The following is a 23,496-nucleotide window of genomic DNA, read 5'->3' as shown; positions in this document are numbered from 1 at the left end:
ATTTTAAATCACTATTAAAAAGGTAACCATACTGCCAAATTTATAAGGCAGTTTAATAAAAGTTAAAAATTAGGGGGTAAAATTATATGAAAAATGTCAAAAAGGTTGTGGCATTAGCTATTACATCACTGATGCTTGTATCATCACTAGGGTTAGCTGGATGCTCATCAAAATCTGAAAGTGCATCTGCTGGAAAAGATGCTGTAACATTAAACATATTCCAATTTAAAGTTGAGATGGCTAAAGAATTGGAAGAAGCTGCGAAAGCATATTCTGCAGATCACCCAAATGTTAAAATCAATATTGAAACCGTTGGTGGTGGAGCAGACTACGGTGCTGCGCTTAGAGCCAAAATTCAGTCTGGCAAAGAACCAGATATATTTAACATAGGTGGACCTCAAGACGTTAAAGATTGGCAATCAAGACTTGTAGATTTATCAGGAGAGCCATGGGTAAAACAAGCTGTTGATGGAGTATTACCAGGAGTAACTGTGGATAACAAAGTTTATGGAATGCCATTTGCAGTTGAAGGCTATGGATTTGTATACAATAAAGGTATTTTCGAAGCTGCAGGTATAGATGCTAAAAATATTAAAGATTATGCAAGCTTAGAAACTGCAGTAAAAACTCTTGATGCTAAGATAAAATCAGGAGAATTAAAGAGCAAATATCCAAAATTAGAAGCAGTATTTGAACTTCCAGCTAAAGAAGATTGGGTAACTGGATTACATGCATCAAATGCAGCACTAGGACAAGAATTTAAGAGTGGTTTAGAAGCCTTTAATGCTAAAAAAGTTGACTTTAAATATGGCGATGGATTAAAAGCATTAATAGACTTACAAGCTAATTATTCACCAAGTAAAGATTCAAAAGGAAAATTAAATGCAGTTGATTATGCAACTCAAGTTGGCCAAGGTATTGCAATTGAACGTGTTGCTATCATTCAACAAGGAAACTGGATTTTTAATGATGTGAAAAAAACAGATGAAAAAGTTGCAAACAATTTAGATATATTGCCAATGCCAATTAAAGGTGGAAAAGAAGATACAATCCCAGTAGGAGTTCCAATGTATTGGGCAGTTAACAATAAGGGTTCAGAGTCACAACAAAAAGCTGCTAAGGATTTCTTAAACTGGCTATATACTTCTGATAAAGGTAAAGATTTTGTTGTTAATAAATTCTTCTTTATACCAGCACTTAAAGGATATGAAAAATTACAGCCAAAGGATGCTCTTGGTGCTGCAGTTAACAGATATGTTCAAGCTGGAAAGACATCACCATGGGTATTCATGGGATATCCAACTGGATGGGGTCAGAAAGTTCTTGGACTAGAAATTCAAAAGTATTTATCTGGAGAAGAAAAGTGGGAAGATCTTGTAAAGAATTCTCAGGCTAAGTGGGCAGAAATGAGAAAATAATAATTAACTATGGGGAGAGATTTTTTCTCTCCTCAAATTATATAAGAACAAGATAAGGGAGGTTACTATGAAAAAGTCAAAGTTATGGTTTAGTTTCTTCGTTGGGCCTATACTAATTGCATTTCTACTGGTTGTAATTATACCTGCTTTATTAGGAATATATTATTCTTTTACTGATTGGAATGGTATAGAAAACAAAGCAGCGTTTATTGGAGTTGCAAACTATTTAGAGATATTTAAAAAAGAAAACGGATTTTTACAAGCCTTTATATTTACTGCAAAATTCTCTATTGTATCTGTTTTTATGATAAATTTAATTGGTTTTGGACTAGCGCTGCTGGTTACTAGAGGAATGAAAGGAAGTAATATTTTAAGAAGTATTTTCTTTATGCCCAATATGGTTGGAGGACTTATACTTGGCTTTATATGGCAGTTTATTTTTACAAAGGCCTTTGATGCAATAGGTGTTAAACTAGGATTAGATTTCCTGCGAGGATGGCTCTCAACTACAGGAACTGGTTTTTGGGGATTAGTAATATTAATGTCTTGGCAGATGTCAGGATATATGATGGTTGTATACATAGCTGCACTTCAAGGTATTCCGGAAAATCTATTGGAAGCTGCTGAAATAGATGGAGCAAATTCTTTTGAAAAACTTATTAATATAACTATTCCGCTTGTAGCACCTGCATTTACAGTAGGACTTTTCTTGACACTATCCAACTCTTTTAAATTGTTTGATCAGAACTTATCTCTTACAGGTGGTACCCCATATGGATCAACTGAAATGTTAGCATTGAATATTTACAGTTCAGCCTTTGTTTACAATAAATTTAGTTTAGCTCAAGCTAAAGCGGTGGTATTTTTAATTGCAGTAGCTGCAATAACATTAACTCAGTTAAGTTTTAGTAAGAAAAAGGAGGTAGAGATGTAATGAAAAAAAGCCTTCAAAAAAATATATTATGGAGCATATTTGCTTGTTTTGTAGCAATTATATTCTTAGCACCATTATATATTGCCTTTACAAATTCTTTTAAAACTCCAAAAGGTATTTTCACGAATGTTATAGGTATTCCTTCAAAGGATGTCTTTACACTAGGGAATTATGTTCAGGCCTTTAAAGACTTAGAATTTTTTCATTCTTTTATGAATTCTTTTTTAATTACAACATCTAGTACTTTACTTATAGTAATATTTGCTTCAATGGCTGCTTGGATGTTAGTTAGATCAAAGACAAAATTAAGCAAATTTTTATTCTTTCTATTTGCAATAGCTATGCTTATTCCATTCCAAGCTGTAATGCTACCTCTTATAAATCTAATGGGAAAATTACATTTATTAAATCCTGTAGGAATAGTACTTATGTATTTAGGTTTTGGATCTAGTTTATCAATAATTATGTACCATGGTTTTATTAAAAATATACCAGTAGAACTAGAAGAAGCAGCAACTATTGATGGATGTAACAAATTGCAGATATTTTGGCTCATTGTTTTTCCACTATTGAAGCCAATAACTGTTACCATAAGCATCTTAAATGCTATGTGGATATGGAATGACTTCTTGCTGCCCCAGCTTGTTATAAATAAACCAGGTTGGCAAACACTTCCACTTAAAATGTTCTATTTCTTTGGAGAGTATTCTAAACAATGGAACTTAGCATTAGCGGGACTTGTTTTGGCAATGATTCCAATAATCATATTCTATCTATTTGCTCAAAAACATATAGTAAAAGGAATTACTCAAGGATCTATTAAGTGATGAACTTTTTACTCATGAGGTGATAATAATGAAAGCTTATAAATTAAATGATAATGTAGTTAAATATACCTTTGGAAATCCTATAAATACTGATGCTGTGGTTTTAAGTGGCGAAGAACTTTATAAAGATAATATTGATTTCTTTAATATAAAGGCTGAAGAAGACTTAAGCTTTAGCTATATAATGAACAAAACTGATATTGTATACGGACTTGGTGAAAGTCAAAGAGGAATGAATAAGAGAGGCGGAATATATGAGGCCTTTTGCAGTGATGATCCAATGCATACTCCAGACAAAAAATCATTATATGGTGCTCATAACTTTATAGTTATAGATGGAAAAGACAAATTTGGAGTTTTTGTTGATTGCCCGGGAAAAGCTGTCTTTGATATAGGTTTTTCTCACAAAGATGAGTTGAAAATTAAGGTAGAAGAAAAAGATGTGAATATTTATATTATCAATGGAAAGTCAGCAAAACAGATTGTAAAGGAATTTTTAAATATCATTGGTGAAACCTATGCTCCTCCAAAGTGGGCCTTTGGATATCAGCAATCTAGATGGAGCTATGAAGATGCTAATGCTATTAACAAAATTGCAGATAAGTTTATAGAGAATAAAATTCCCTGCGATGCAATTTATCTTGATATTGATTATATGGAAAGCTTTAAAGATTTTACTATAGATGAAAAAGCTTTTCCAAACTTTAAGGACTTTGTACAAGATATTAAGAATAAGGGCTTTAGGCTTATACCTATAATTGATGCAGGAGTTAAGATAGAAAAGAATTATGACATTTATGAGGAAGGTGTACAAAAGGGGTATTTTTGTACTGATGAAAATGGCAATAATTTTATTGCTGCAGTTTGGCCAGGAAGATGTCATTTCCCAGACTTTTTAAATAGTGAAGCAAGAAGATGGTTTGGTCTTAAATATAAAAATCTTACTGAACTAGGTATAGAAGGTTTTTGGAATGATATGAATGAGCCAGCCCTATTTTATACAAATAGAGGGTTAAAGGAAGCAATTGAAACGGCAAAGGCTTCTGAGAAGGAAAATTTAGATATTTATTCTTGTTTTGCTTTAAAAGATAAATTTATTAATATGTCAAATAACATAGAAGATTATAAAAGCTTTTATCATAACATAAATGGAAAACTTATAAATCATTATAAGGTTCATAATCTTTACGGTTATAATATGACAAGAAGTGCAGCAGAGGGATTAGAGGAAATAGAAAATAATAAAAGATTCTTATTATTTTCTAGAGCTTCATATATAGGAATGCATAGATACTCCGGTATATGGACTGGAGATAATAGTTCTTGGTGGGAACATATATTACTAAATATAAAAATGATGCCATCTTTAAATATGTGTGGATTCTTGTATATTGGTGCAGATACTGGCGGATTCAGCAGTAATGCTAATAGTCAGCTAGTTACAAGGTGGACCCAGTTTAGTTTATTTACACCATTATTTAGAAACCATTCTGCAATGGGAACTAGATTCCAAGAACCTTTCTCCTTTGATGAAGACACAAATGGCATACTTAAAAAAGCAATAGAACTTAGATATGCTTTAATACCATATATTTATTCTGAGTATATGAAAGCAGTCAAGAATAGAGATATGTATTTCTTGCCATTATCTTTTGTATATGAAGATGAAATGTCAAAAAGAATAGAAAACCAGTTGTTATTAGGGGATTCTCTAATGCTTACTCCTATATATGAGGAAAATGCAATAGGAAGATACGCTTACCTTCCGGAGGATATGCTTTTATGGAAGGTTAAGGAATATGAGAAGAGGAAGTACAGCATAGTTAAGCAGGGGCACCATTATATAGATATTGGCTTAGATGAAGTACCAATTTTTATTAGAAAAAATAAAATGTTAGTTTTGGGCAAACATGCACAAAATGTTGAAAAGCTAGATAACAAAGAATTAAATATAATAGCTTTTGTAGAAGATAAAGCAGAATATATTTACTATGATGATGATGGAAAAACCTGTGATTATAAAAATAATAGATATACAGAAATATTTATTCAAATTGAAAAGACAGAAAAAGACTATGTAATGACTGTTGAAAATAGAGGGAATGAACTTGTTAAAGAGTTGAATTTTGAAATAGTTGATATTGACGGAAACATACATAGAAAAAAGACTTACTTAAATGGATAAAGGAGAAGGGCAATGATTACAAGAAGTAGTGGTATTTTAATGCATATTGCATCTTTGCCTAGCCCATATGGAATTGGAACCTTTGGCAAGGAAGCTTACGAGTTTGTAGATTTTTTAGTGGAAGCAGGACAAAAATATTGGCAGATACTACCTATAGGGCCAACGGGAGCAGGAGATTCACCATATCAATCCTTTTCAACCTTTGCAGGTAATCCATATTTTATAGATTTAGATTTACTTAAAGAAGAAGGATTACTCACAAAAGAAGATTATGAAAATGTGAATTTTGGTAATGATCCTGAAAAAGTAGATTATGAAAAAATGTTTAACAATAAAATGCCTATATTAAAAATTGCTTTTCAAAATAGCGAAGGAAAATATAAAGATGAAATAAAAAATTTTAAATTCGAAAATAAGGCATGGCTTGAGGACTATGCATTATATATGGCTGTAAAATCAGAATTCGATTTGAGGTCATGGCAGGAATGGGATACAGATATTAAATTAAGAAAGAAAACAGCTTTAGAGCATTATAAGGAAGAATTGAAAAATGAAATAGATTACTGGGTATTTTTACAATACATATTCTTTAAACAATGGGTAGCATTAAAAAACTATGCAAATATTAATGGAATAAAAATTATTGGTGATATTCCAATTTATGTAGCTGAGGATAGTGCAGATACTTGGGCGAATAGTGAAGTGTTTATGCTTGATGAAGAGAAAAGACCTATTGTTGTTTCCGGGTGTCCTCCTGATGCATTTTCAGCTACAGGGCAATTATGGGGGAACCCTATATATAATTGGAGTTATTTAGAAAAAACTAATTATAAATGGTGGATTGAAAGAATCAAAGGAAATATTAATTTATATGATGTAACAAGGATAGACCACTTTAGAGGTTTCGAATCCTTCTGGCAAATACCTTACGGAGAGCCAACAGCGGTAAATGGAAAATGGGTGAAAGGCCCTGGAATAAAGCTTTTTAATGCAGTAAAGGAAGCATTGGGAGAAGTGGATATTATTGCTGAGGACTTGGGATATTTAACACAGGAAGTTATAGATTTTAGGGATGCTTCAGGTTATCCAGGAATGAAGGTATTAGAGTTTGCTTTTGATACAAGAGAAGAAAGTGACTATTTGCCACACAATTATGAGAAAAACTGCATAGTTTACACTGGAACTCATGATAATGATACTGTTATGGGATGGTTTGAAAACACTCAAAAGAGTGACACTGATTTTGCAAAGAGATATTTAAAATTAAATAAAAAAGAAGGATATAACTGGGGATTTATAAGAGGCGCCTTAAGTTCTGTTGGAAACTTAGCAATAGCTCAAATGCAGGATTATTTAGGACTTGGAAGTGAAGCAAGAATGAATATTCCTTCGACTTTAGGTGGAAACTGGCTTTGGAGAGTAAAAAGAGAGTACTTAAGCCATAAGCTAGCAAAAAAAATTAACAAAATTACAAAACTATATGGAAGGTAGAGGTAAAATAATGGATACTAAGGAATTTAAGATAACTATAGAAAGAATTTTAAAAACAAACTATGGTAAAAGTATAGATAAGGCAAAGGATTATGAGAAATACAATGCACTTTCTAAGGCAGTCATGGGAACAATAATTGACAACTGGGATAAGACAGCGGAAGTATATGCAAAAGGTAAACAAGCTTATTATTTATCTGCTGAATTTTTAATGGGAAGAGCCTTAGGAAACAACCTAATGAACTTAGGAATTTATGATGAAGTAAAGAAAGTTTTAGAAGAATTAAAGATAAATATAAATGATATTGAGGAAATAGAAGAAGATGTCGGCCTTGGTAATGGCGGATTAGGAAGACTAGCTGCTTGCTTCATGGATTCATCAGCTGCTACAAATATTCCTTTAACAGGATATGGAATAAGATATAGCCATGGACTATTTAAGCAAAGTTTTAAAGAGGGTTTCCAGATAGAACAAGCTGATAATTGGCTAAAGTATGGAGATCCTTGGTCAATAAGATGTGAGGATGATGCTGTTATCGTTGAGTTTGGCGATGAAAAAGTAAAGGCTATTCCATATGATACTCCTATTATTGGATATGGAACAAATAATATAAATAAGCTTAGACTATTCAAAGCTGAACCTTTACAGGATTTTGATTTCGAATTGTTTAATTCTCAGGAATATACAGAAGCAGTAAAGGAAAAAAATAAGGCTGAAGATATTTCAAGGGTGTTATATCCAAATGATTCTACAGTGGAAGGTAAAATGCTAAGATTAAAGCAACAGTATTTCTTTGTTTCAGCAGCTTTAAAGGATTTAGTTAGAAGTTTTAAAAAGCAGCATGGAAATAGCTTTGAGTTATTTAAGGATTATCATGCAATTCAACTTAATGATACCCATCCGGTGGTAGCTATACCAGAGCTTATGAGAATACTTATTGATGAAGAAAAACTTAGCTATGACAAGGCATGGGAGATTACTGTAGCTACATTCTCATATACGAACCACACTATACTAAGAGAAGCTCTTGAAGAATGGGATATTGAACTTTATAAAAAAATAATACCTTCAGTTTATAAAATAGTAAAAGAAATAGATAAAAGATTTATAAGAATACTTGGACAAAAAAAATATAGCTATGAAAAAATTAATTCAATGAAGATAATTTACAAGGGCAGAATTAGAATGGCCTGGCTTGCAATTCATGGTACTCATGCTACCAATGGCGTTGCAGAGCTTCATACAGACATATTAAAAAATCAAGAATTAAAAGATTGGTACGAGCTTTATCCGGATAGATTTTTAAATAAAACTAACGGGATAACTCCAAGAAGATGGCTTGCATTCTGTAATAAAGAGTTATCAGCATTTATTACAGAACTTCTTGGCAGTGATAACTGGATTACAGACTTAAGTGCCCTAAAGGGTTTAGAAAAATATATAGATGATAAAGTTGTTTTAAATAAATTTTTAGAAATAAAACAGTTGAAGAAAGAGCAATTAGCGGTTTATATTAATAAAAATGAAAAGATAGAAATTGACCCTAATTCCTTATTTGACATTCAAATAAAGAGATTGCATGAATATAAGAGACAGCTTTTAAATGCCTTTGGTATTTTGGATTTATACTTTAGATTAAAGGAAAATCCACAAATAGATATTGTACCTAGAACCTTTATCTTTGGAGCTAAAGCAGCACCAGGATATCTTAGAGCTAAGGGTATAATAAAGTTCGTAAATGAAATAGCTAATTTGATTAATAATGATGCTGAAATAAATAATAAAATAAAAGTGGTATTTGTACAGAACTATAGAGTTTCCTATGGGGAAAAATTATTCCCAGCAGCTGATATATCTGAGCAAATATCTACTGCTGGTAAAGAAGCATCTGGTACTGGAAATATGAAGTTTATGTTAAATGGAACTCCTACAATAGGAACTTACGATGGTGCTAATGTAGAAATAGTACAGGAGGCAGGGGAAGAAAATAACTTTATATTTGGAGCTAGGGTAGAAGAAATAGAAAAAATTAAAGATACTTATAGCCCTAAAGAATACTATGAAACTGTGACCGGATTAAAAAGAGTTGTAGATACGCTAATTGATGGAACCTTTGATGATGGTGATACTGGAATGTTTGAAGAATTATATAACTCTCTACTTGAAGGTGCAAGCTGGCATAGCCCAGACAATTATTTCATATTCAGAGATTTTGCAGATTATAGAGATGCTCAAAATAAGGTTGATAAAGCTTATAAGGATAGATTAAACTGGGCAAAAAAATGTCTAATGAATATTGCTAATGCAGGTAAGTTCAGCAGCGACAGAACTATACTAGAGTATGCAAAAGAAATTTGGAAGGTAGAAGCTAAACAAGCTTAAAAGTATAGGGCTCAAACTTGATTAAAGTTTTTACTGCTGATTAGGAGATGTGTTATTATGATTAAAATTATTGAGGAGATAATTAATAGGTTTAGTAAATTGCCACAGGTAGAGGCAATAACATTAGCTGGCTCCACTGCATTTCAAACTGAAGATGAGAATTCGGACATAGATATAGATGTATACATAAATAGTGATATATCAGTATTTGAAAGAGAAATAATTGCTAAAGAATTTGCAGACTATATGGAAATTGACAATCAGTTCTGGGGTCCAGGAGATGAGTGGAAACTAAGAAATTCTGAAAAGGCTATAGACATAATATATTTGGACATGAAATGGATAAAGGATTATCTTGAAAAAGTAATAGATAGGCATGAAGCTAGTGTAGGTTATACCACTTGTTTTTGGCATAATGTGATAGATTCAAAGATTGTGTTTGATAGAAATGGACAACTGTCAGCAATTCGAGGTAAGTACAATGTAAAGTATCCAAAAGAATTAAAGGAAAATATCGTTGCAAAGAATTATCCTATATTGAGAAAAAATATGTCTTCATACTATTACCAAATTGAAAAGGCCATTAAAAGAAAGGATTTGGTTAGTGTAAATCACAGAGTAACTGCGCTGCTTGCAAGTTATTTTGATATCATATTTGCTATAAATGAAATTCCGCATCCTGGGGAAAAGAAGCTGATAAAAATTATAAATAATAAGTGTGATAAGATACCTTTTAATATGGAAAAGAACATAGCAAATATTCTCAATAATTGTATGGATTTTGATGCTGGAATACTAGAAGAAATAAATGAACTTGTACATAACTTAACAGAGCTACTTAAGAAAGAAAATATAGTATGTTTTTAAATTTTAACAAAAACGCCCTAGGTTTTAGTGCCCTAGGACGTTTTCTTATTAACTATTTATTTTTGCATTTGCTCAAGCATCTTTGTCATTTTATGAACTATAGGTGGAGCATCCATTTTAGGAGCATATATTTCAATTAAGCATAATCTCTCATTGCACTGAACTTCTGCCTTCTTTATTGCTTCATCAAGTTCTTTATTTGTATAAACCTTTGCTGTATAAGAGTCTCCACCAAAGGCTGTTATAAGCTTTGAGTAGTCCCATAAAGGTAAATCATTGTAATGGGTATTTTTTTGGGATACATTAAGATATTTTTCTATGGTATATTCTTTGTTGTTAACCAAGAATATAATAGGCTTACAGTTATTATGCAGCATGGAGCTGAACTCTTGAACTGTCATTTGATTAGATCCATCTCCCACAAACAATAGTACACGTCTATTTTTTGCTGCTATGCAAGCACCAAAGGCTGCAGGGGTCCCATAACCTATGCTGCCCCAGCCACCCTGAGTTATATAAGTTGCGCCTTTTGGCAGTTTTAATTGTGCTATTCCAAATTCAAAAGTACCGGCATCTGCAATGAGTATATCATTTTCCTTAAGCATTTTTTGAAATCTTGGATAATAATATTTTGAAGAAACATCTTCCTCCAATGATATATTGACATCAACATAAGGGGAAGGTGCAGTTGGAACATTAGTCATCCTTTTATTAATCCTTGTCAAAAGTTCATTTAACATATCCTGTATTAGTATATTTTCATATGCTGCCATTCCAATTTTCACACTATCAGGCTGAAGTTCTATAATATTTAAAGGGTTTAACTTTGCAGTAAAGGAACCGGTATTGTAGTCTGACCACATAGTACCAATGGCTAAAATACAATCAGAAGCTTCAACTATATTTTGTACTTCCTTGCTTCCAAGATCTCCAGCATATAATCCAATAAAATTTTTATGACTCTCATCAAAGGAGCCTTTACCCATCATCATAGTTGCCACGGGCAGGTTCATTTTATCCACTAACTGCTGAACTTGAGGTTGAAGATTATATCTTGACACATAAACACCAGAAATAAGAACTGGTCTTTGTGCTTGATTTATTATCTTATCTATGTGCTGTATTGCAGCCTGTAATGAACTTTGATTTGTCTGCTTAATCGTAAGGTTAACATCTCTATTTATTATAGGCTGATTGGCAATATCAGTTGCGATAAGCAGATATACGGGCTTCTTTGTTTCTTTTGCTTTTTGAATAGCTGCCTTAATTTCAAAGGCAGCATTTTCAGGAGTTATTGTTGCTGTATATTCTGTCAAGTGCTCATAAACTTTTCTAAAAACATCAAAGTCTCCATTTAATAAGCTGTGGTACATTTGCTTATGCGCCTGCTGATCCTTTGTTTTAGGGCCTCCAACTATATGGATAACGGGCACACTTTCTGAGTAGGAGCCTGCAATAGCATTACAAGCACTTAATTCACCTACTCCAAAGGTAGTTATTAAGGCGCTTATTCCCTTAACCCTTGCGTAGGCATCAGCTGCATAGCCAGCATTTAATTCATTATGACAGTTAATAAAATTTATGCCTTCATACTTTTCTAGAATATCTAGAAGTGAAAAATTATAATCTCCTGGAACGCCAAGGATTTCTGTAATACCTTCCTTGCTTAAACAATCATATAAATAGTACCCAACGGTTTGTTTTAAATCAGATGAATTTACACTATCCTCAACCATTTTTCCCTCCATAATTTTAAAATAGTTAGTTTAACCTTTTGTATAGTAACTCTGTAAATATCAATATGAAGCTTAATTTATTATTACCAGAATTATTGAAATATACTATAAAGGTATTCGTACTAGTATAAATTTACATATTCTTTGCAAGATACTACTTTAATTATTAGAGAAAAATTTAAATAAAAACGCCCTAGATTTAGTATCCTAGGGCATTTTTTATTAACTATTTATTTGTATCTTTAAAGGCTTTGCTTAAATTACCTGTTAAGGCATTTAATAGATCATCATTAGGCTCTATTACCCAACCTTTATCACCTTTAACCAATTTAATGTCAACTTCTGTTGTGGTTTTAGCTGCATTTGGATCATTCATTGCATTTAAAAATGCTTGCATTATCTGATTCTCAACATCAGCCTTATTTTTAGCATCATTTTCAGTGGCAGAAAAAGCTGATGCAAGAAGAGTAGGCATTAAATCTCCAACTGTCTTACCATATATTCTAGGTAAGTCTAATGAAGTAACTTTAGCTTTTACAGTAGCATTATTACCATCTACTGTAGAAGAAACACTTTCGTAACTTATTTTTGAGAAAACAGCTTTAACTATTTTTTCTTGATTTGCATCATCAAATTTAAAGTCACCTTTGTTACCTTCTTTTTTCATATAAGTTGCCATAGCATTAAAATCTGATTTTTTAGCGGCCTCAAAGAAATTTTTGACTGTTTCATCTGGCTTAGGTCCACATGCAACTAATGTTAAAGTGAATAAAACTAAAGTTAAGATTAGAGTTAATTTTTTTAAGACTTTCATAATTAATCCCCCTCGAATCAATTCAGTTTAATTATTTTACGTAAAAAGAATATTATGATCAATCCTGCAATGATATAAGTTCCAGTATGGGATTCTTTAACTGGTGCAGACTCTAAGTAGCCTACACTTCCTTGCCAAGAAGACGGATTTTCAGATGGAGGTGATGCATAATATGAGTAGACATATTCTCCGTCATCAGAAGAATCAACATATATATCATTTCCATTCATAGATATAATTACAGGCATACCCTTTGCAGGTACAACGTTGCTGCTTTTAAGAATACCGCCTTTAAATTTACCGTTTGTAATTACGGAATCTTTTTTAGTTGTGCTATCAATAGTTGGTGCAGAAGTAATTTTCTCAGTTTTAATAGGTGTACTAGTACTTGAAGGTTTATTTACGGCTTTTGTATTATAGAAATCTCCACTTTTAGAAGCACTAGAGGTCTTAGAAGTATTAGAGGTAGTAGATGAATTCTTACTTGGAGATTTGGATTCGTTTTTAGTAGAGCTTTTATTACTAAAGTCTCCGCTTTTAAAGTTACTAGAACCAGAAGGGGAACTTTTAGTTGAAGTTGTAGATTCGCTCTTAGTTGAGCTCGAATTACTAAAGCTTCCACTTTTGTAACTACCTCCAGCGGACTTTGAAGATGACGAGCTTGAGGATGAACTGGAAGACTTAGAGGATGAACTTGAAGATGAACTGGAAGACTTAGAAGATGAACTTGAAGATGAAGAGCTTGAAGATGATCCCCCCTTTGAATAAACTGTAGAAAAACTATTAAATATGAGAAGAAAGGCCATTAAAAAGCATAATAAATATTTCTTTATGATAAACTCCCCCTTAAACTAAGCTAATAAATGAAAAATTATATTTTGTATTTTATCAAAGTGTCTCTTGTGATGAAGTTTTTAATTTTAAACGTGATTTTTTTACATAGTATACTATTATTGTAGCTAGAACAACTAACCATATATATTTATAGTTATTAGAAGGATGAATTTTATCAGAATGTGATGTTATAGTAGAGGTAATACTATTAGATGCATATAATACTCCTTCGCTATATTTTTTTTCATTAAAATATGTTGGAAAATCTTTTATAGTACTCATAGAAATATAGGGTTGCAAGTCTTTACTGGAAAAAAGTATATATTGTTTTTCTTTAGTTGATGTTAGAAGTATCACATACTTACCTTCAATTTTCCAATTAGATATCAATTCTTTGCAATATTTATCAATACTCATGTCCTCTAATTTATCTATAGTTATCACATATACTGCAACATTTGTATTATCTTTTAGTTTGTCTAAATCAGATTCTAGCTTTTTTGAGGTATCGCTAGAAAGTATATTTTCATAATCAGCTACATATGTATGAAACCATGGTTTATCTACGGTAGATTTGGCGTAAGCTGAGGTTTCTGAAAGTAATAATATAGGTATAAAGAAAAATAATATAGATAAAACTCTTCTAATCATAAAATCCCCTCCCATTTATGTATATTATAACATTAATTATAAAATGTGGAATAAAGTAATTAAATTATATATAGAAAAATATATAATTTTGCAATATTTTGCATCAAAGTGTGAATAAATATAGGTTGTATCTGCTTAAATTATTGCACTGATCTACAGCGGGTATTTGGATATTATTTTAAATATGTTAAAATAAAAGGTATTGGTGGAATAAGAAGGGAGCCTAAGCTAACAATGAGAAAAAAATTAGACATAAATAAGACAATCATAACGATAATTGCTTTAAGTATAATGCAAATAAGTACAGTAATAATAGTAGTGTTATACAATTATTTTCATCAAAATCCTTTTAACTTCAAGGAAAAGCTTTATAATGGAGATTTGCTCATATATGCAATTATGTTTATAGGAATTATTAATAGTTTTTTTACTGTGAAGAACATTAGATATCTTTATGGGAAGAGTTATGAATATACCACATTAAAAAGCACCTTAGAACAATTAGAAAATCTAAATAAAACTCTTCGTGGTCAAAGGCACGATTTTATGAATCATTTGCAGGTAGTATACAGCCTTATGGAAATGGAGGAGTACTTTGATGCAAGAGAGTATATTGAAAAAGTATTTAAAGATATTCAAAAGGTAAATAAAGTTCTAAAGACTTCAAACCCGGCAGTAAATGCATTGCTTCAAGCAAAAACATTATATGGAGAAAAAAGAGGAATAAAAACAAAAATAGTTATTACAACTTCATTTAATGATTTAAAAGTGCCATCTTGGGAGTTTTGTAGAGTACTTGGAAATATTATCGATAACGCAATCTATGCACTACAGGAAGTAAAAGAAAATAGAACTATACAAATTGAACTCTTTGAAGATTTAAAGTCATATGGATTCAGAATAAAAAACAACGGGCCAATGATTCCAGAAGAAATTATTGAAAGGATTTTTAAGGCAGGAGTTACTACGAAGGGAGAAAAGGGAGAAGGTATGGGACTAGCTATTGTAAAAGATATACTTACTGAATATGGTGGAGACATTAATGTGACTAGCAATAAAGATATTACTATTTTTGAGGGATGGGTTCAAAGATAATAAAGAGAAGCTAAAAATACGACATTTTAAACTGCTGAATGTATATCTTAACAACTACATATTCATTAATAAATAAAATGGAAGTAGTATATTGTTATAGACCCAGCTAGTGAGACTTGAATCTAGGAATTTAGTGTTACTGGTATTATGGTTACATATGCTTGGTGACAATCATGTAAAGTATAAATAAGAAAGGAAGGTATAGTTATTTGGAGATGGTGAATTTTTTATCTAATATAAGTTGGGCTGCACTGTTGTGTTTTGGATTCGGATTTTTGCTGGTAATTGTTGAAATGTTTCATCCTGGATTCGGAATTTCTGGTATTTTTGGAGGAATACTTCTCATTGCCGGAGTAGTCTTAACAGCAACAAGTGCAATACAAGTTTTAATTTTACTTGTTATTATTATTTCGGTACTTGGAGTAGCACTTACGCTTGTTTTAAAATCTGTAACTAAAGGGCGGCTTTCGAAAATATTAATTTTGCATGAAACTCAAAAAAAAGAAGCAGGATATACAGGTACAGAAGATCTTAATTATTTTGTTGGACAAGAGGGGACCACCTTAACAATTTTAAGGCCAGCGGGTATAGCAGATGTCAATGGTATAAAACTTGATGTGGTTTCAGAGGGGGAGTTTATTTCTAAGGATAGAAAAATAGAAATTATAAAAGTAGAGGGACGACGGATTGTTGTTAGAGAAAAAGTATAGATAAGAAAAATAGTATTTATCAAAAAATATGATTTATGATGAATTAGGAGGGATAATATTATGAATAGTACAGTTTTAGTTGTTATAATTTTAGGAGGTATTGCTTGCTTTTTAGCTTTATTTCTAAGCTTTGTACCTATTACACTGTGGATTTCAGCTATAGCAGCAAACGTTAAAGTTAGCATATTTAATTTAATAGGGATGAGACTGAGAAGAGTTGCACCAAAAAAAATTCTTTTACCTCTAATTAAAGCAACAAAGGCAGGATTGGATATAAGTGTAAATGAATTAGAAGCCCATTATTTAGCAGGGGGAAATGTAGATCAAGTAGTAGATGCACTTATAGCTGCTCACAGAGCAGATTTTCAACTACCTTTTGAAAGAGCAGCAGCAATAGATCTTGCAGGTAGAGATGTACTTGAAGCTGTAAAAATGAGTGTTAATCCAAGAGTAATTGAAACACCAAATGTTTCAGGAGTTGCAAAGGATGGTATTGAGCTTTTAGCAAAGGCGAGAGTAACAGTAAGGGCAAATTTAGATAGATTAATAGGTGGAGCTGGAGAAGCAACAGTGCTTGCAAGAGTTGCAGAGGGTATTGTAACAACAGTAGGTACATCAATTTCTCATAAAGAAGTATTAGAAAATCCAGATGCTATATCCAAGACAGTTCTAGCAAAGGGATTAGATGCAGGTACTGCTTTCGAAATATTATCAATAGATATTGCAGATGTTGATGTTGGAAGAAATATAGGTGCTCAGCTTCAAACTCTTCAAGCAGAGGCAGATAAAAATATTGCCCAAGCAAAGGCTGAAGAAAGAAGAGCAATGGCTGTTGCAAAAGAACAGGAAATGAGAGCTGCAGTAGTAGAGGCTGAGGCAGAAATACCAAGAGCTATGGCAGTAGCATTTAGAGAGGGAAAACTAGGGGTAATGGATTATTATGATATGCAAAATATCATCTCAGATACAAAAATGAGAGAATCTATATCTAAAGTTAGTAAGAATAAAAATGAAAATAATTCATATAAAACTTCTAAGGATATGAAGGAGTAATAAAACATGATTTCTTCTTATGATTTTAAAGAATTTGGATATGCTATGAAAAAGATGTTTAGTGATTTAAAAGAAGAGTTGAATTCTAGAGTTGAAAAGCTTAATGGTGCATTTTCTAGCATTAATGAAGTAAGTAAACCTGAAGAAAGAGATTCCAATAAAGGATCAGAATTAATAGATGCATATTCACGAAAAAAGGAAGAGATAAAATATAAGCAAAAGCCAATTTCTATAGAAAAGAGCGAAGCAGAAGATAAAAAAGCAGGATTAGATATTGAGTTCACGGAAGAGAAAGTTTTGCAGGCCATTGTATATTCAGAAATACTTGGCAAACCAAAGGCAAAGACAAGAAGGCGGTGACAAGTATTGGAGCTTAAAGTTTTCATTGGAGATGACGAAGCGGGAATGAGGATGGTTCTAAGAAAGGCCATTGAAAAAATAGAGGGTTTTAAATTAGTAGGAGAAGCAGAAGATGGTGAAGCTGTTGTTTCTTCTGTGGAAGAAATACACCCTGACGTTATATTTTTAGATGTAGAGATGCCAAAGCTTAATGGTGTAGAATGCGCAAAAAGAATAATGGATATAAATCCTAGAACTATAATTATTTTTGCAACAGCTCATTCTGTATATATGTCTGATGCCTTTCAGCTTTATGCCTTTGATTATATAGTAAAACCTTTTAAGCTTGATAGAATTTATCAAACCTTAAATCGTATAAAATCTTTAAACCAATATAATAGTGAACAAGATATGTATAAGATTATTCGTCATGAAAAGGGATTAGATAAAATACTCATTAGAAGCAAAGAAGGCATAAGTTTTGTAGACATGAAAGATATTATTATAATACAAAGAGAGGATAGAAATACAGTAATTTATACTGTAGATAGCAGTTATACTACCTCTGAAGGTATGAGTGAGCTAGAAGAAAAATTAGATAAAACTCAGTTTTTCCGAAGCCATAAATCATATATTATTAATCTTTCTATGATTCACAAAATATATCCCTATGGGCGATGGACTTATATTGTAAAGCTAAAAAATACAGATAAAGATGCTCTTTTAACTCACGAAAGATATGATGTATTGAAGAGTATGTTTAGTTCTTAAAATAGGACAGGAATTGATTTAAATAGAAAAATCAGTTCCTGCCTTTTTTATGAGATTTTAAGTAGTTTGAGATTAATGCAACTTATAATAAACTATTTTTATATATCGAATCGATTTTTGTAAAACCAAAAATATCATGATATAATAAGTATTAACATTTTTAGTATAGTTGAGATTACTCATTAATACGGTATTCGTATTTTAAGAAAGGAGAATTAAATTATGGATGCTAAAGTTTTAGTAGTTGATGATGAAAAAGAAATTGCAGATTTATTAGAAGTATATTTAAAAAATGAAGGGTATATCGTTTATAAATGCTATAATGGTAGGGATGCACTTGATTGCATTCATTTACAGGATTTAGATTTAGCCATTTTAGATGTAATGCTTCCTGATATAGATGGATTCACGATTTGTCAGAAAATTAGAGAGAATCATTTTTTTCCTGTTATTATGCTAACAGCCAAAGGTGAGGATATAGATAAAATTATGGGTTTAACCATAGGTGCAGATGATTATATCACGAAACCCTTTAATCCATTAGAAGTGTTTGCAAGAGTAAGAACACAGCTTCGACGATATATGAATTATAATCAAGATAAACAAGCAAATAGTAACGGCTCTGAAAAGTGCAGTGAATATGATCTTAAAGGCTTGCTTATCAATAAAGATACTCATAAATGTACTTTATATGGAAAGCAGTTATTGTTAACGCCAATAGAATTTTCTATTCTTTGGTATCTGTGTGAACATAAAGGTAAGGTGGTTTCTTCAGAAGAGCTATTTGAAGCAGTATGGGGAGAAAAATACTTAGATAATAATAATACAGTTATGGCTCATATTGGACGATTACGAGAAAAAATGAATGAGCCATCCAGAAATCCTAAATTTATAAAAACAGTATGGGGAGTTGGCTATAAAATTGAATAAAATTAACATGAAAAATTTCACAAGAAACTTATTTTTTAACATATTTGGAAAGCTAATTTTAACGGTAACAATATTCTCAGTTATGCTTGTAGTCATAGGCTATCCTATTTATGATGTTATTAAGGGTACAACCAGTTATGGAATTTTTAAATTTATTGATGATAATAAAAACCTCATAGCCTCAGTTATATGGATTGTTGGCATTATTATTATACTTGCATGGTATTGGATTAAAACAATCAGCTATATTGTAATAGTAGCAGAAGCCAGTAATTCTATTATTAATTCAAATGAGGAGCTTATTCATTTTCCAACTGTGTTAAAACAGATGGAAGATCAGATGAATAATATAAAAGTAGATATGCTTCGAAAAGAACAAGTTGCAAAAGAAGCAGAACAAAGAAAAAATGACTTAGTGGTTTATTTGGCACATGATTTAAAAACGCCCCTTACATCTGTTATCGGTTATTTGACTTTATTACGTGATGAGGGACAAATCTCAGAAGAATTAAGAGAAAAATACCTTAATATTTCTTTAGAAAAAGCTGAACGCTTGGAAGATTTAATTAACGAGTTTTTTGAAATCACAAGATTTAACCTGTCGAATCTTATATTGGAATTAAGCCGGGTTAATCTAACAAGGATGTTAGAGCAAATTACCTATGAATTTAGACCAATGATGGCAACAAAAAACTTGCAATGTATTTTAAATATGGCTCCGGATGTGATAATTAAATGTGATGTTAAAAAGATGGAACGAGTATTTGATAATCTAATCCGTAATGCTATCAACTACAGTTTTGAAAACAGCATTATTAAAATTACAGCTGCCCAAGATGGAGATGGCCTAAAGCTGAAATTCCACAATCAGGGCAACACTATCCCAGAAGAAAAGTTGAACCATATTTTTCAGCAGTTTTATCGACTGGACGCTGCACGAAACTCTAAGACAGGTGGGGCAGGATTGGGGCTTGCAATTGCGAAAGAAATTGTTGAATTGCACAAAGGAACTATTACAGCATATAGTGAAAATGAAGTAATTGAATTTGAGGTTTTTATCCCTATAATTTCGTAGGAAAATCGTAAGAATTTCATCATAATAAAGTAGGTTTTTGTTATGAAAAAACGAACAAATAGTGCTCCTTGCTTCGGTATAATTATATTACCAAAGCAAGGAGCACTTTGCTTTGGAGGATAACCAATAAAAAACTCTATTTTATAATGAAAGGCGGAATGAATATGAAAAAGTTTATAATTGTATTTATGATTTTAGTAGTTGGAGCAGGAGTATTTCTTACGAGTAGAAGTGAGTTCGCTGACAGAATGAACCCATTTCTTAAAAGGGAAATTTATTACACAATTGTAAAAACAGATGGCAAATACTTAGGACAGGATAAGGTTAGAAAAGAAGATAAATGCTATCAGTATGAATTTGTAGGTTACAATAGCGAAGGAAAAGAGCAAAAGATTATAATTAATGCAACGAAGAATTTACGCCATGGAGCTTACTTATCGATACTATCAGCAGGGAAAAGTGGAAAAAACTACGAAGAAGTACAACCAAATGAAATACCTAATGCAGCAAAAGTAAAATTAGGATTAAAGTAAAAATTTATTATAAGATATAGATTTTAAAGTCACTAACTAAATTTATATTTAAGCTGTATTATACAAATTCTGAGAAAACAGGGATAGTGATAACGGTGAAGAGGAGATTACGAATATGAAAACAATATTAGAAGCAAAACATATTTCGAAAGTATATGATACAGGTGGAAATAAATTTGAAGCGTTAAAAGGAATTAACTTACAGGTAAAAGAAGGTGAGTTTGTTGGAATAATGGGTCCTTCGGGGTCAGGTAAAACCACACTTTTAAATGTTCTATCTACAATTGATAATATTTCCAAAGGTGAAATTTTAATTGATGAAAAAGATATAGTAAAGATGGATGATGATAAATTGGCGTTATTTCGTCGAGATCATTTAGGATTTATCTTCCAAGACTATAATTTACTAGATACGTTAACGGTAAGAGAAAATATTGCATTGCCTCTTGCACTATCAAAAGTAAAAGCTAGTGAAGTAGACTTTCGGGTACTTGAGATTGCAAAAAAGTTTGGAATTGATCATATTTTAGAACAATATCCATATCAAGTTTCGGGTGGACAAAAGCAACGCTGTGCAGTAGCACGTGCCATTGTGACAAATCCAAGTATAATTTTTGGAGATGAGCCAACAGGAGCTCTTGATTCGAAATCAGCGACAGATTTATTAGAAAGCATGAAATCATTAAATGAGCATGATCAGGTGACAATCTTAATGGTAACCCATGATGCATTTGCCGCTAGTTATTGTAAGCGCGTCATTTTCATTAAAGATGGTGAGTTATACAAAGAATTGCACCGTTCTAGGTTAACAAGAAAGCAGTTCTTTCAACAAGTAGTGGATGTTATGTCTGCCATTTCTGGAGGTTCAGTAAATGAAGCTATCTAGTATTGCCATCCGTAATATAAACCGCAATTTTAAAGATTATTTTCTATACTTTGCTTCCATGATTTTTAGCATTGTAATTTATTTTACATTCAAAGCATTACAGTACAATTCCCAAATAGTAAAAGCTGCTGGTAAGTCCAATAAGATTGGTGATGCTTTTAAGATTTCCAGTGTGATGTTAATTATATTTGTTGCAGTCTTTATTATATATTCCAATGGGTTTTTCATACGTAAACGTAAAAAAGAAGTGGGATTATATTCATTACTAGGAATTTGTAAAAAACAAATTGGTAGAATGCTATTTTATGAAAATATGTTAATGGGGCTACTATCATTAGTAATTGGAATTGTAATCGGAGGTTTGCTATCCAAGATATCTATTGAACTATTAATAAGTATAATGAGATTAAATTTGAATGTTCATTTTGAAGTACCTATGGGTGCAGTTATAGATACAGCTATTATCTTTTTTGTGATTATACTATATACATCCTTTCAAGGTTATCGATTAATTTATCGTTTTAAATTAATTGAGCTTTTTCACGCTGAACGTGAGGGAGAAGTAATGCCAAAAGGATCGGTTATTATGGCATGTATTTCAGTTTTTTTAATAGGTTCTGGTTATTTTTTATCATTGACATTTGCAGAAGTTATTAAAGGTGCAGATCCCCTGACAATCGCTCTCTACATCCTACTCTCAACAGTGATTGGTACCTATTTACTATTTAGCTTCTTTACTGTTTTTATACTGAAAAGAGCACGAAAAAAGAAGGCTTCGTTTTATCATGGTATGAATATAGTAGCAACATCGCAGTTACTGTATCGCATTAAAGGAAATGCGAAATCATTTGCAACAATTGCAGTACTAAGTGCTGTTACATTAACATCGGTTGGAGCCTCTGTCACAATGTATTATAACACATTTGTACAAGCTAAGAGGTTTGCACCATTTAGTTATTCCTATGAAAAGAAGGATGGAGAATTGGATAGTAAAGTAAATAGCATTCTTAATCAAGAAAAAGACAACCATCCAGTGACGGATCAATTTGAAATAGAAATGGTTCCTGTTAAAGGGATGTTTGAAGGTAAAAAATCTGATAAGGTTAGGAATGCTAATTATCTTATTTCAGAGTATTATCATCTTGTAGCCCAATCATCATTTAATAAGATTGCAAAAAGAATGGGTACAGGTGCTGTAAATTTAAATGCTGGGGAAGCATTCGTATATGATGGTATGTATATCGAAGGATATGAGTTTAGTCCAATATACAAAGGAAATAAAGCGGTATTCCCTGTTGAAAATAAAACAAAAACATTAACAATTAAAGGTGCGGAAGGTCGTAGCCTTACAAGTTTAGGTGAGCTAGTTATTATTGTTCCAAATGAAGTATACGAAAGTGCCAAAAAGACAGCTGGAGCGCGTATTGTAAAAAACATTGATGTGAAAAATGAAAGAAATAGTAAAGTATTAACCGAAAAATTAAAGAAAGTGATGCCATTAGGAGAGTTTGAAAGTGTACAACCTTTTGAAGATTTTTACACTGATTTCCAAAGTGGAATTGAAGCAACAGGTTTAATGATGTTTATCGGTATCTTCTTAGGTCTAGTATTTTTATTTGCAACAGGTTCCATCATTTATTTTAAACAGTTAACAGAAGCCAATGTAGATCGTAATCGTTACATTGTCCTTCACAAAGTTGGTGTAACAAAAAAAGAGATGAAAAAAGCAATAGAAAAACAAATAAGATTTATCTTTGCTATTCCACTAGTTGTTGGTATTTTACACAGTTTATTCGCTTTAAAAGCTTTATCAACTTTAATGGCATACCAAATTTTGATTCCGTTATTAATAAGTATCGGTGTATATGGCGTCATTTATATTTGCTATTATTTTTTAACCGTTCATTCTTATTTTAAAATTGTCAATCACGATTAATTCGAGAGGCGCATGATTTTCGTGCGGC

Annotated in this window: 20 protein-coding genes and 1 pseudogene; 17 read left to right on the top strand and 4 right to left on the bottom strand. The window is 31.8% G+C overall.

The annotated features are described in order from the left end of the window. The first annotated feature begins 86 nt into the window (after positions 1 to 86). The 7 genes from I6U51_RS06710 (at position 87) to I6U51_RS06680 (ending at position 10,105) form a co-directional block, all read left to right on the top strand. Entirely contained in the window at positions 87 to 1,418 is a 1,332-nt protein-coding gene (locus I6U51_RS06710) for an ABC transporter substrate-binding protein (RefSeq protein ID WP_211141903.1), read from the top strand. Positions 1,419 to 1,485: 67 nt separating this feature from the next. Beyond that, positions 1,486 to 2,352 (top strand): carbohydrate ABC transporter permease, encoded by an 867-nt coding sequence (locus I6U51_RS06705; protein ID WP_211141902.1) that lies wholly within the window; start codon positions 1,486 to 1,488, stop codon positions 2,350 to 2,352. Further along, positions 2,352 to 3,179 carry a carbohydrate ABC transporter permease gene (locus I6U51_RS06700; RefSeq protein WP_211141901.1) on the top strand — a complete coding sequence of 276 codons (828 nt, stop codon included), beginning with the start codon at positions 2,352 to 2,354 and terminating at the stop codon, positions 3,177 to 3,179. Before I6U51_RS06705 ends, I6U51_RS06700 begins: the two co-directional genes overlap by 1 nt. A gap of 28 nt (positions 3,180 to 3,207) precedes the next feature. Beyond that, positions 3,208 to 5,364: a TIM-barrel domain-containing protein gene (locus I6U51_RS06695; RefSeq protein WP_211141900.1), complete on the top strand. Its 2,157-nt coding sequence runs from the start codon at positions 3,208 to 3,210 to the stop codon at positions 5,362 to 5,364. 12 nt (positions 5,365 to 5,376) lie between these two features. Continuing rightward, positions 5,377 to 6,855, top strand: a complete 1,479-nt coding sequence (gene malQ, locus I6U51_RS06690) for a 4-alpha-glucanotransferase (RefSeq protein WP_211141899.1) — start codon at positions 5,377 to 5,379, stop codon at positions 6,853 to 6,855. 10 nt (positions 6,856 to 6,865) lie between these two features. After that, positions 6,866 to 9,238: a glycogen/starch/alpha-glucan phosphorylase gene (locus tag I6U51_RS06685; RefSeq protein ID WP_211141898.1), complete on the top strand. Its 2,373-nt coding sequence runs from the start codon at positions 6,866 to 6,868 to the stop codon at positions 9,236 to 9,238. 57 nt (positions 9,239 to 9,295) lie between these two features. Then, positions 9,296 to 10,105, top strand: a complete 810-nt coding sequence (locus I6U51_RS06680; RefSeq protein WP_211141897.1) for a DUF4037 domain-containing protein — start codon at positions 9,296 to 9,298, stop codon at positions 10,103 to 10,105. 56 nt (positions 10,106 to 10,161) lie between these two features. Here the strand turns inward: I6U51_RS06680 and I6U51_RS06675 are convergent, their stop codons facing one another. The 4 genes from I6U51_RS06675 to I6U51_RS06660 form a co-directional block, all read right to left on the bottom strand. After that, positions 10,162 to 11,841 (bottom strand): alpha-keto acid decarboxylase family protein, encoded by a 1,680-nt coding sequence (locus tag I6U51_RS06675; RefSeq protein ID WP_211141896.1) that lies wholly within the window; start codon positions 11,839 to 11,841, stop codon positions 10,162 to 10,164. Between the two features lie 226 nt (positions 11,842 to 12,067). Further along, positions 12,068 to 12,655 carry a DUF5105 domain-containing protein gene (locus I6U51_RS06670; protein WP_211141895.1) on the bottom strand — a complete coding sequence of 196 codons (588 nt, stop codon included), beginning with the start codon at positions 12,653 to 12,655 and terminating at the stop codon, positions 12,068 to 12,070. A 17-nt stretch (positions 12,656 to 12,672) separates the two neighbouring features. Further along, complete coding sequence (locus I6U51_RS06665; protein ID WP_211141894.1) at positions 12,673 to 13,461, bottom strand: hypothetical protein; 789 nt, start codon at positions 13,459 to 13,461, stop codon at positions 12,673 to 12,675. An 82-nt stretch (positions 13,462 to 13,543) separates the two neighbouring features. Beyond that, positions 13,544 to 14,140 (bottom strand): TPM domain-containing protein, encoded by a 597-nt coding sequence (locus I6U51_RS06660; RefSeq protein ID WP_211141893.1) that lies wholly within the window; start codon positions 14,138 to 14,140, stop codon positions 13,544 to 13,546. Positions 14,141 to 14,374: 234 nt separating this feature from the next. Between I6U51_RS06660 and I6U51_RS06655 the strand changes: the two genes are divergently transcribed. The 10 genes and pseudogenes from I6U51_RS06655 to I6U51_RS06610 all read left to right on the top strand — a co-directional run bounded on the left by I6U51_RS06655 (position 14,375) and on the right by I6U51_RS06610 (position 23,468). Beyond that, complete coding sequence (locus I6U51_RS06655) at positions 14,375 to 15,235, top strand: sensor histidine kinase (protein WP_211141892.1); 861 nt, start codon at positions 14,375 to 14,377, stop codon at positions 15,233 to 15,235. 215 nt (positions 15,236 to 15,450) lie between these two features. After that, positions 15,451 to 15,945 (top strand): NfeD family protein, encoded by a 495-nt coding sequence (locus I6U51_RS06650; RefSeq protein WP_211142003.1) that lies wholly within the window; start codon positions 15,451 to 15,453, stop codon positions 15,943 to 15,945. Between the two features lie 60 nt (positions 15,946 to 16,005). Then, the gene (gene floA, locus I6U51_RS06645; RefSeq protein ID WP_246517132.1) at positions 16,006 to 16,998 is read left to right on the top strand and encodes a flotillin-like protein FloA; all 993 of its coding nucleotides are present in this window, start codon (positions 16,006 to 16,008) and stop codon (positions 16,996 to 16,998) included. Between the two features lie 6 nt (positions 16,999 to 17,004). Beyond that, entirely contained in the window at positions 17,005 to 17,358 is a 354-nt protein-coding gene (locus tag I6U51_RS06640) for a hypothetical protein (protein ID WP_211141891.1), read from the top strand. 6 nt (positions 17,359 to 17,364) lie between these two features. Beyond that, positions 17,365 to 18,108 carry a LytR/AlgR family response regulator transcription factor gene (locus I6U51_RS06635; protein WP_211141890.1) on the top strand — a complete coding sequence of 248 codons (744 nt, stop codon included), beginning with the start codon at positions 17,365 to 17,367 and terminating at the stop codon, positions 18,106 to 18,108. 222 nt (positions 18,109 to 18,330) lie between these two features. Beyond that, a complete protein-coding gene (gene vanR / locus I6U51_RS06630; protein ID WP_211141889.1) occupies positions 18,331 to 19,038 on the top strand; it encodes a VanR-ABDEGLN family response regulator transcription factor in 708 nt (235 codons plus the stop codon). A gap of 382 nt (positions 19,039 to 19,420) precedes the next feature. Next, positions 19,421 to 20,113, top strand: a pseudogene (locus I6U51_RS06625) (sensor histidine kinase); the annotation flags it as partial. Positions 20,114 to 20,277: 164 nt separating this feature from the next. Continuing rightward, positions 20,278 to 20,646 (top strand): YxeA family protein, encoded by a 369-nt coding sequence (locus I6U51_RS06620; protein WP_211141887.1) that lies wholly within the window; start codon positions 20,278 to 20,280, stop codon positions 20,644 to 20,646. 115 nt (positions 20,647 to 20,761) lie between these two features. Then, a complete protein-coding gene (locus tag I6U51_RS06615) occupies positions 20,762 to 21,532 on the top strand; it encodes an ABC transporter ATP-binding protein (RefSeq protein WP_211141886.1) in 771 nt (256 codons plus the stop codon). Next, positions 21,519 to 23,468 (top strand): FtsX-like permease family protein, encoded by a 1,950-nt coding sequence (locus I6U51_RS06610; RefSeq protein ID WP_211141885.1) that lies wholly within the window; start codon positions 21,519 to 21,521, stop codon positions 23,466 to 23,468. Before I6U51_RS06615 ends, I6U51_RS06610 begins: the two co-directional genes overlap by 14 nt. Positions 23,469 to 23,496: the final 28 nt, after the last annotated feature.

It is taken from the genome of Clostridium aciditolerans, assembly GCF_016316925.1.
Lineage (GTDB): Bacteria > Bacillota > Clostridia > Clostridiales > Clostridiaceae > Clostridium_AM > Clostridium_AM aciditolerans.
This window is presented reverse-complemented; position numbering and strand designations above follow the sequence as displayed.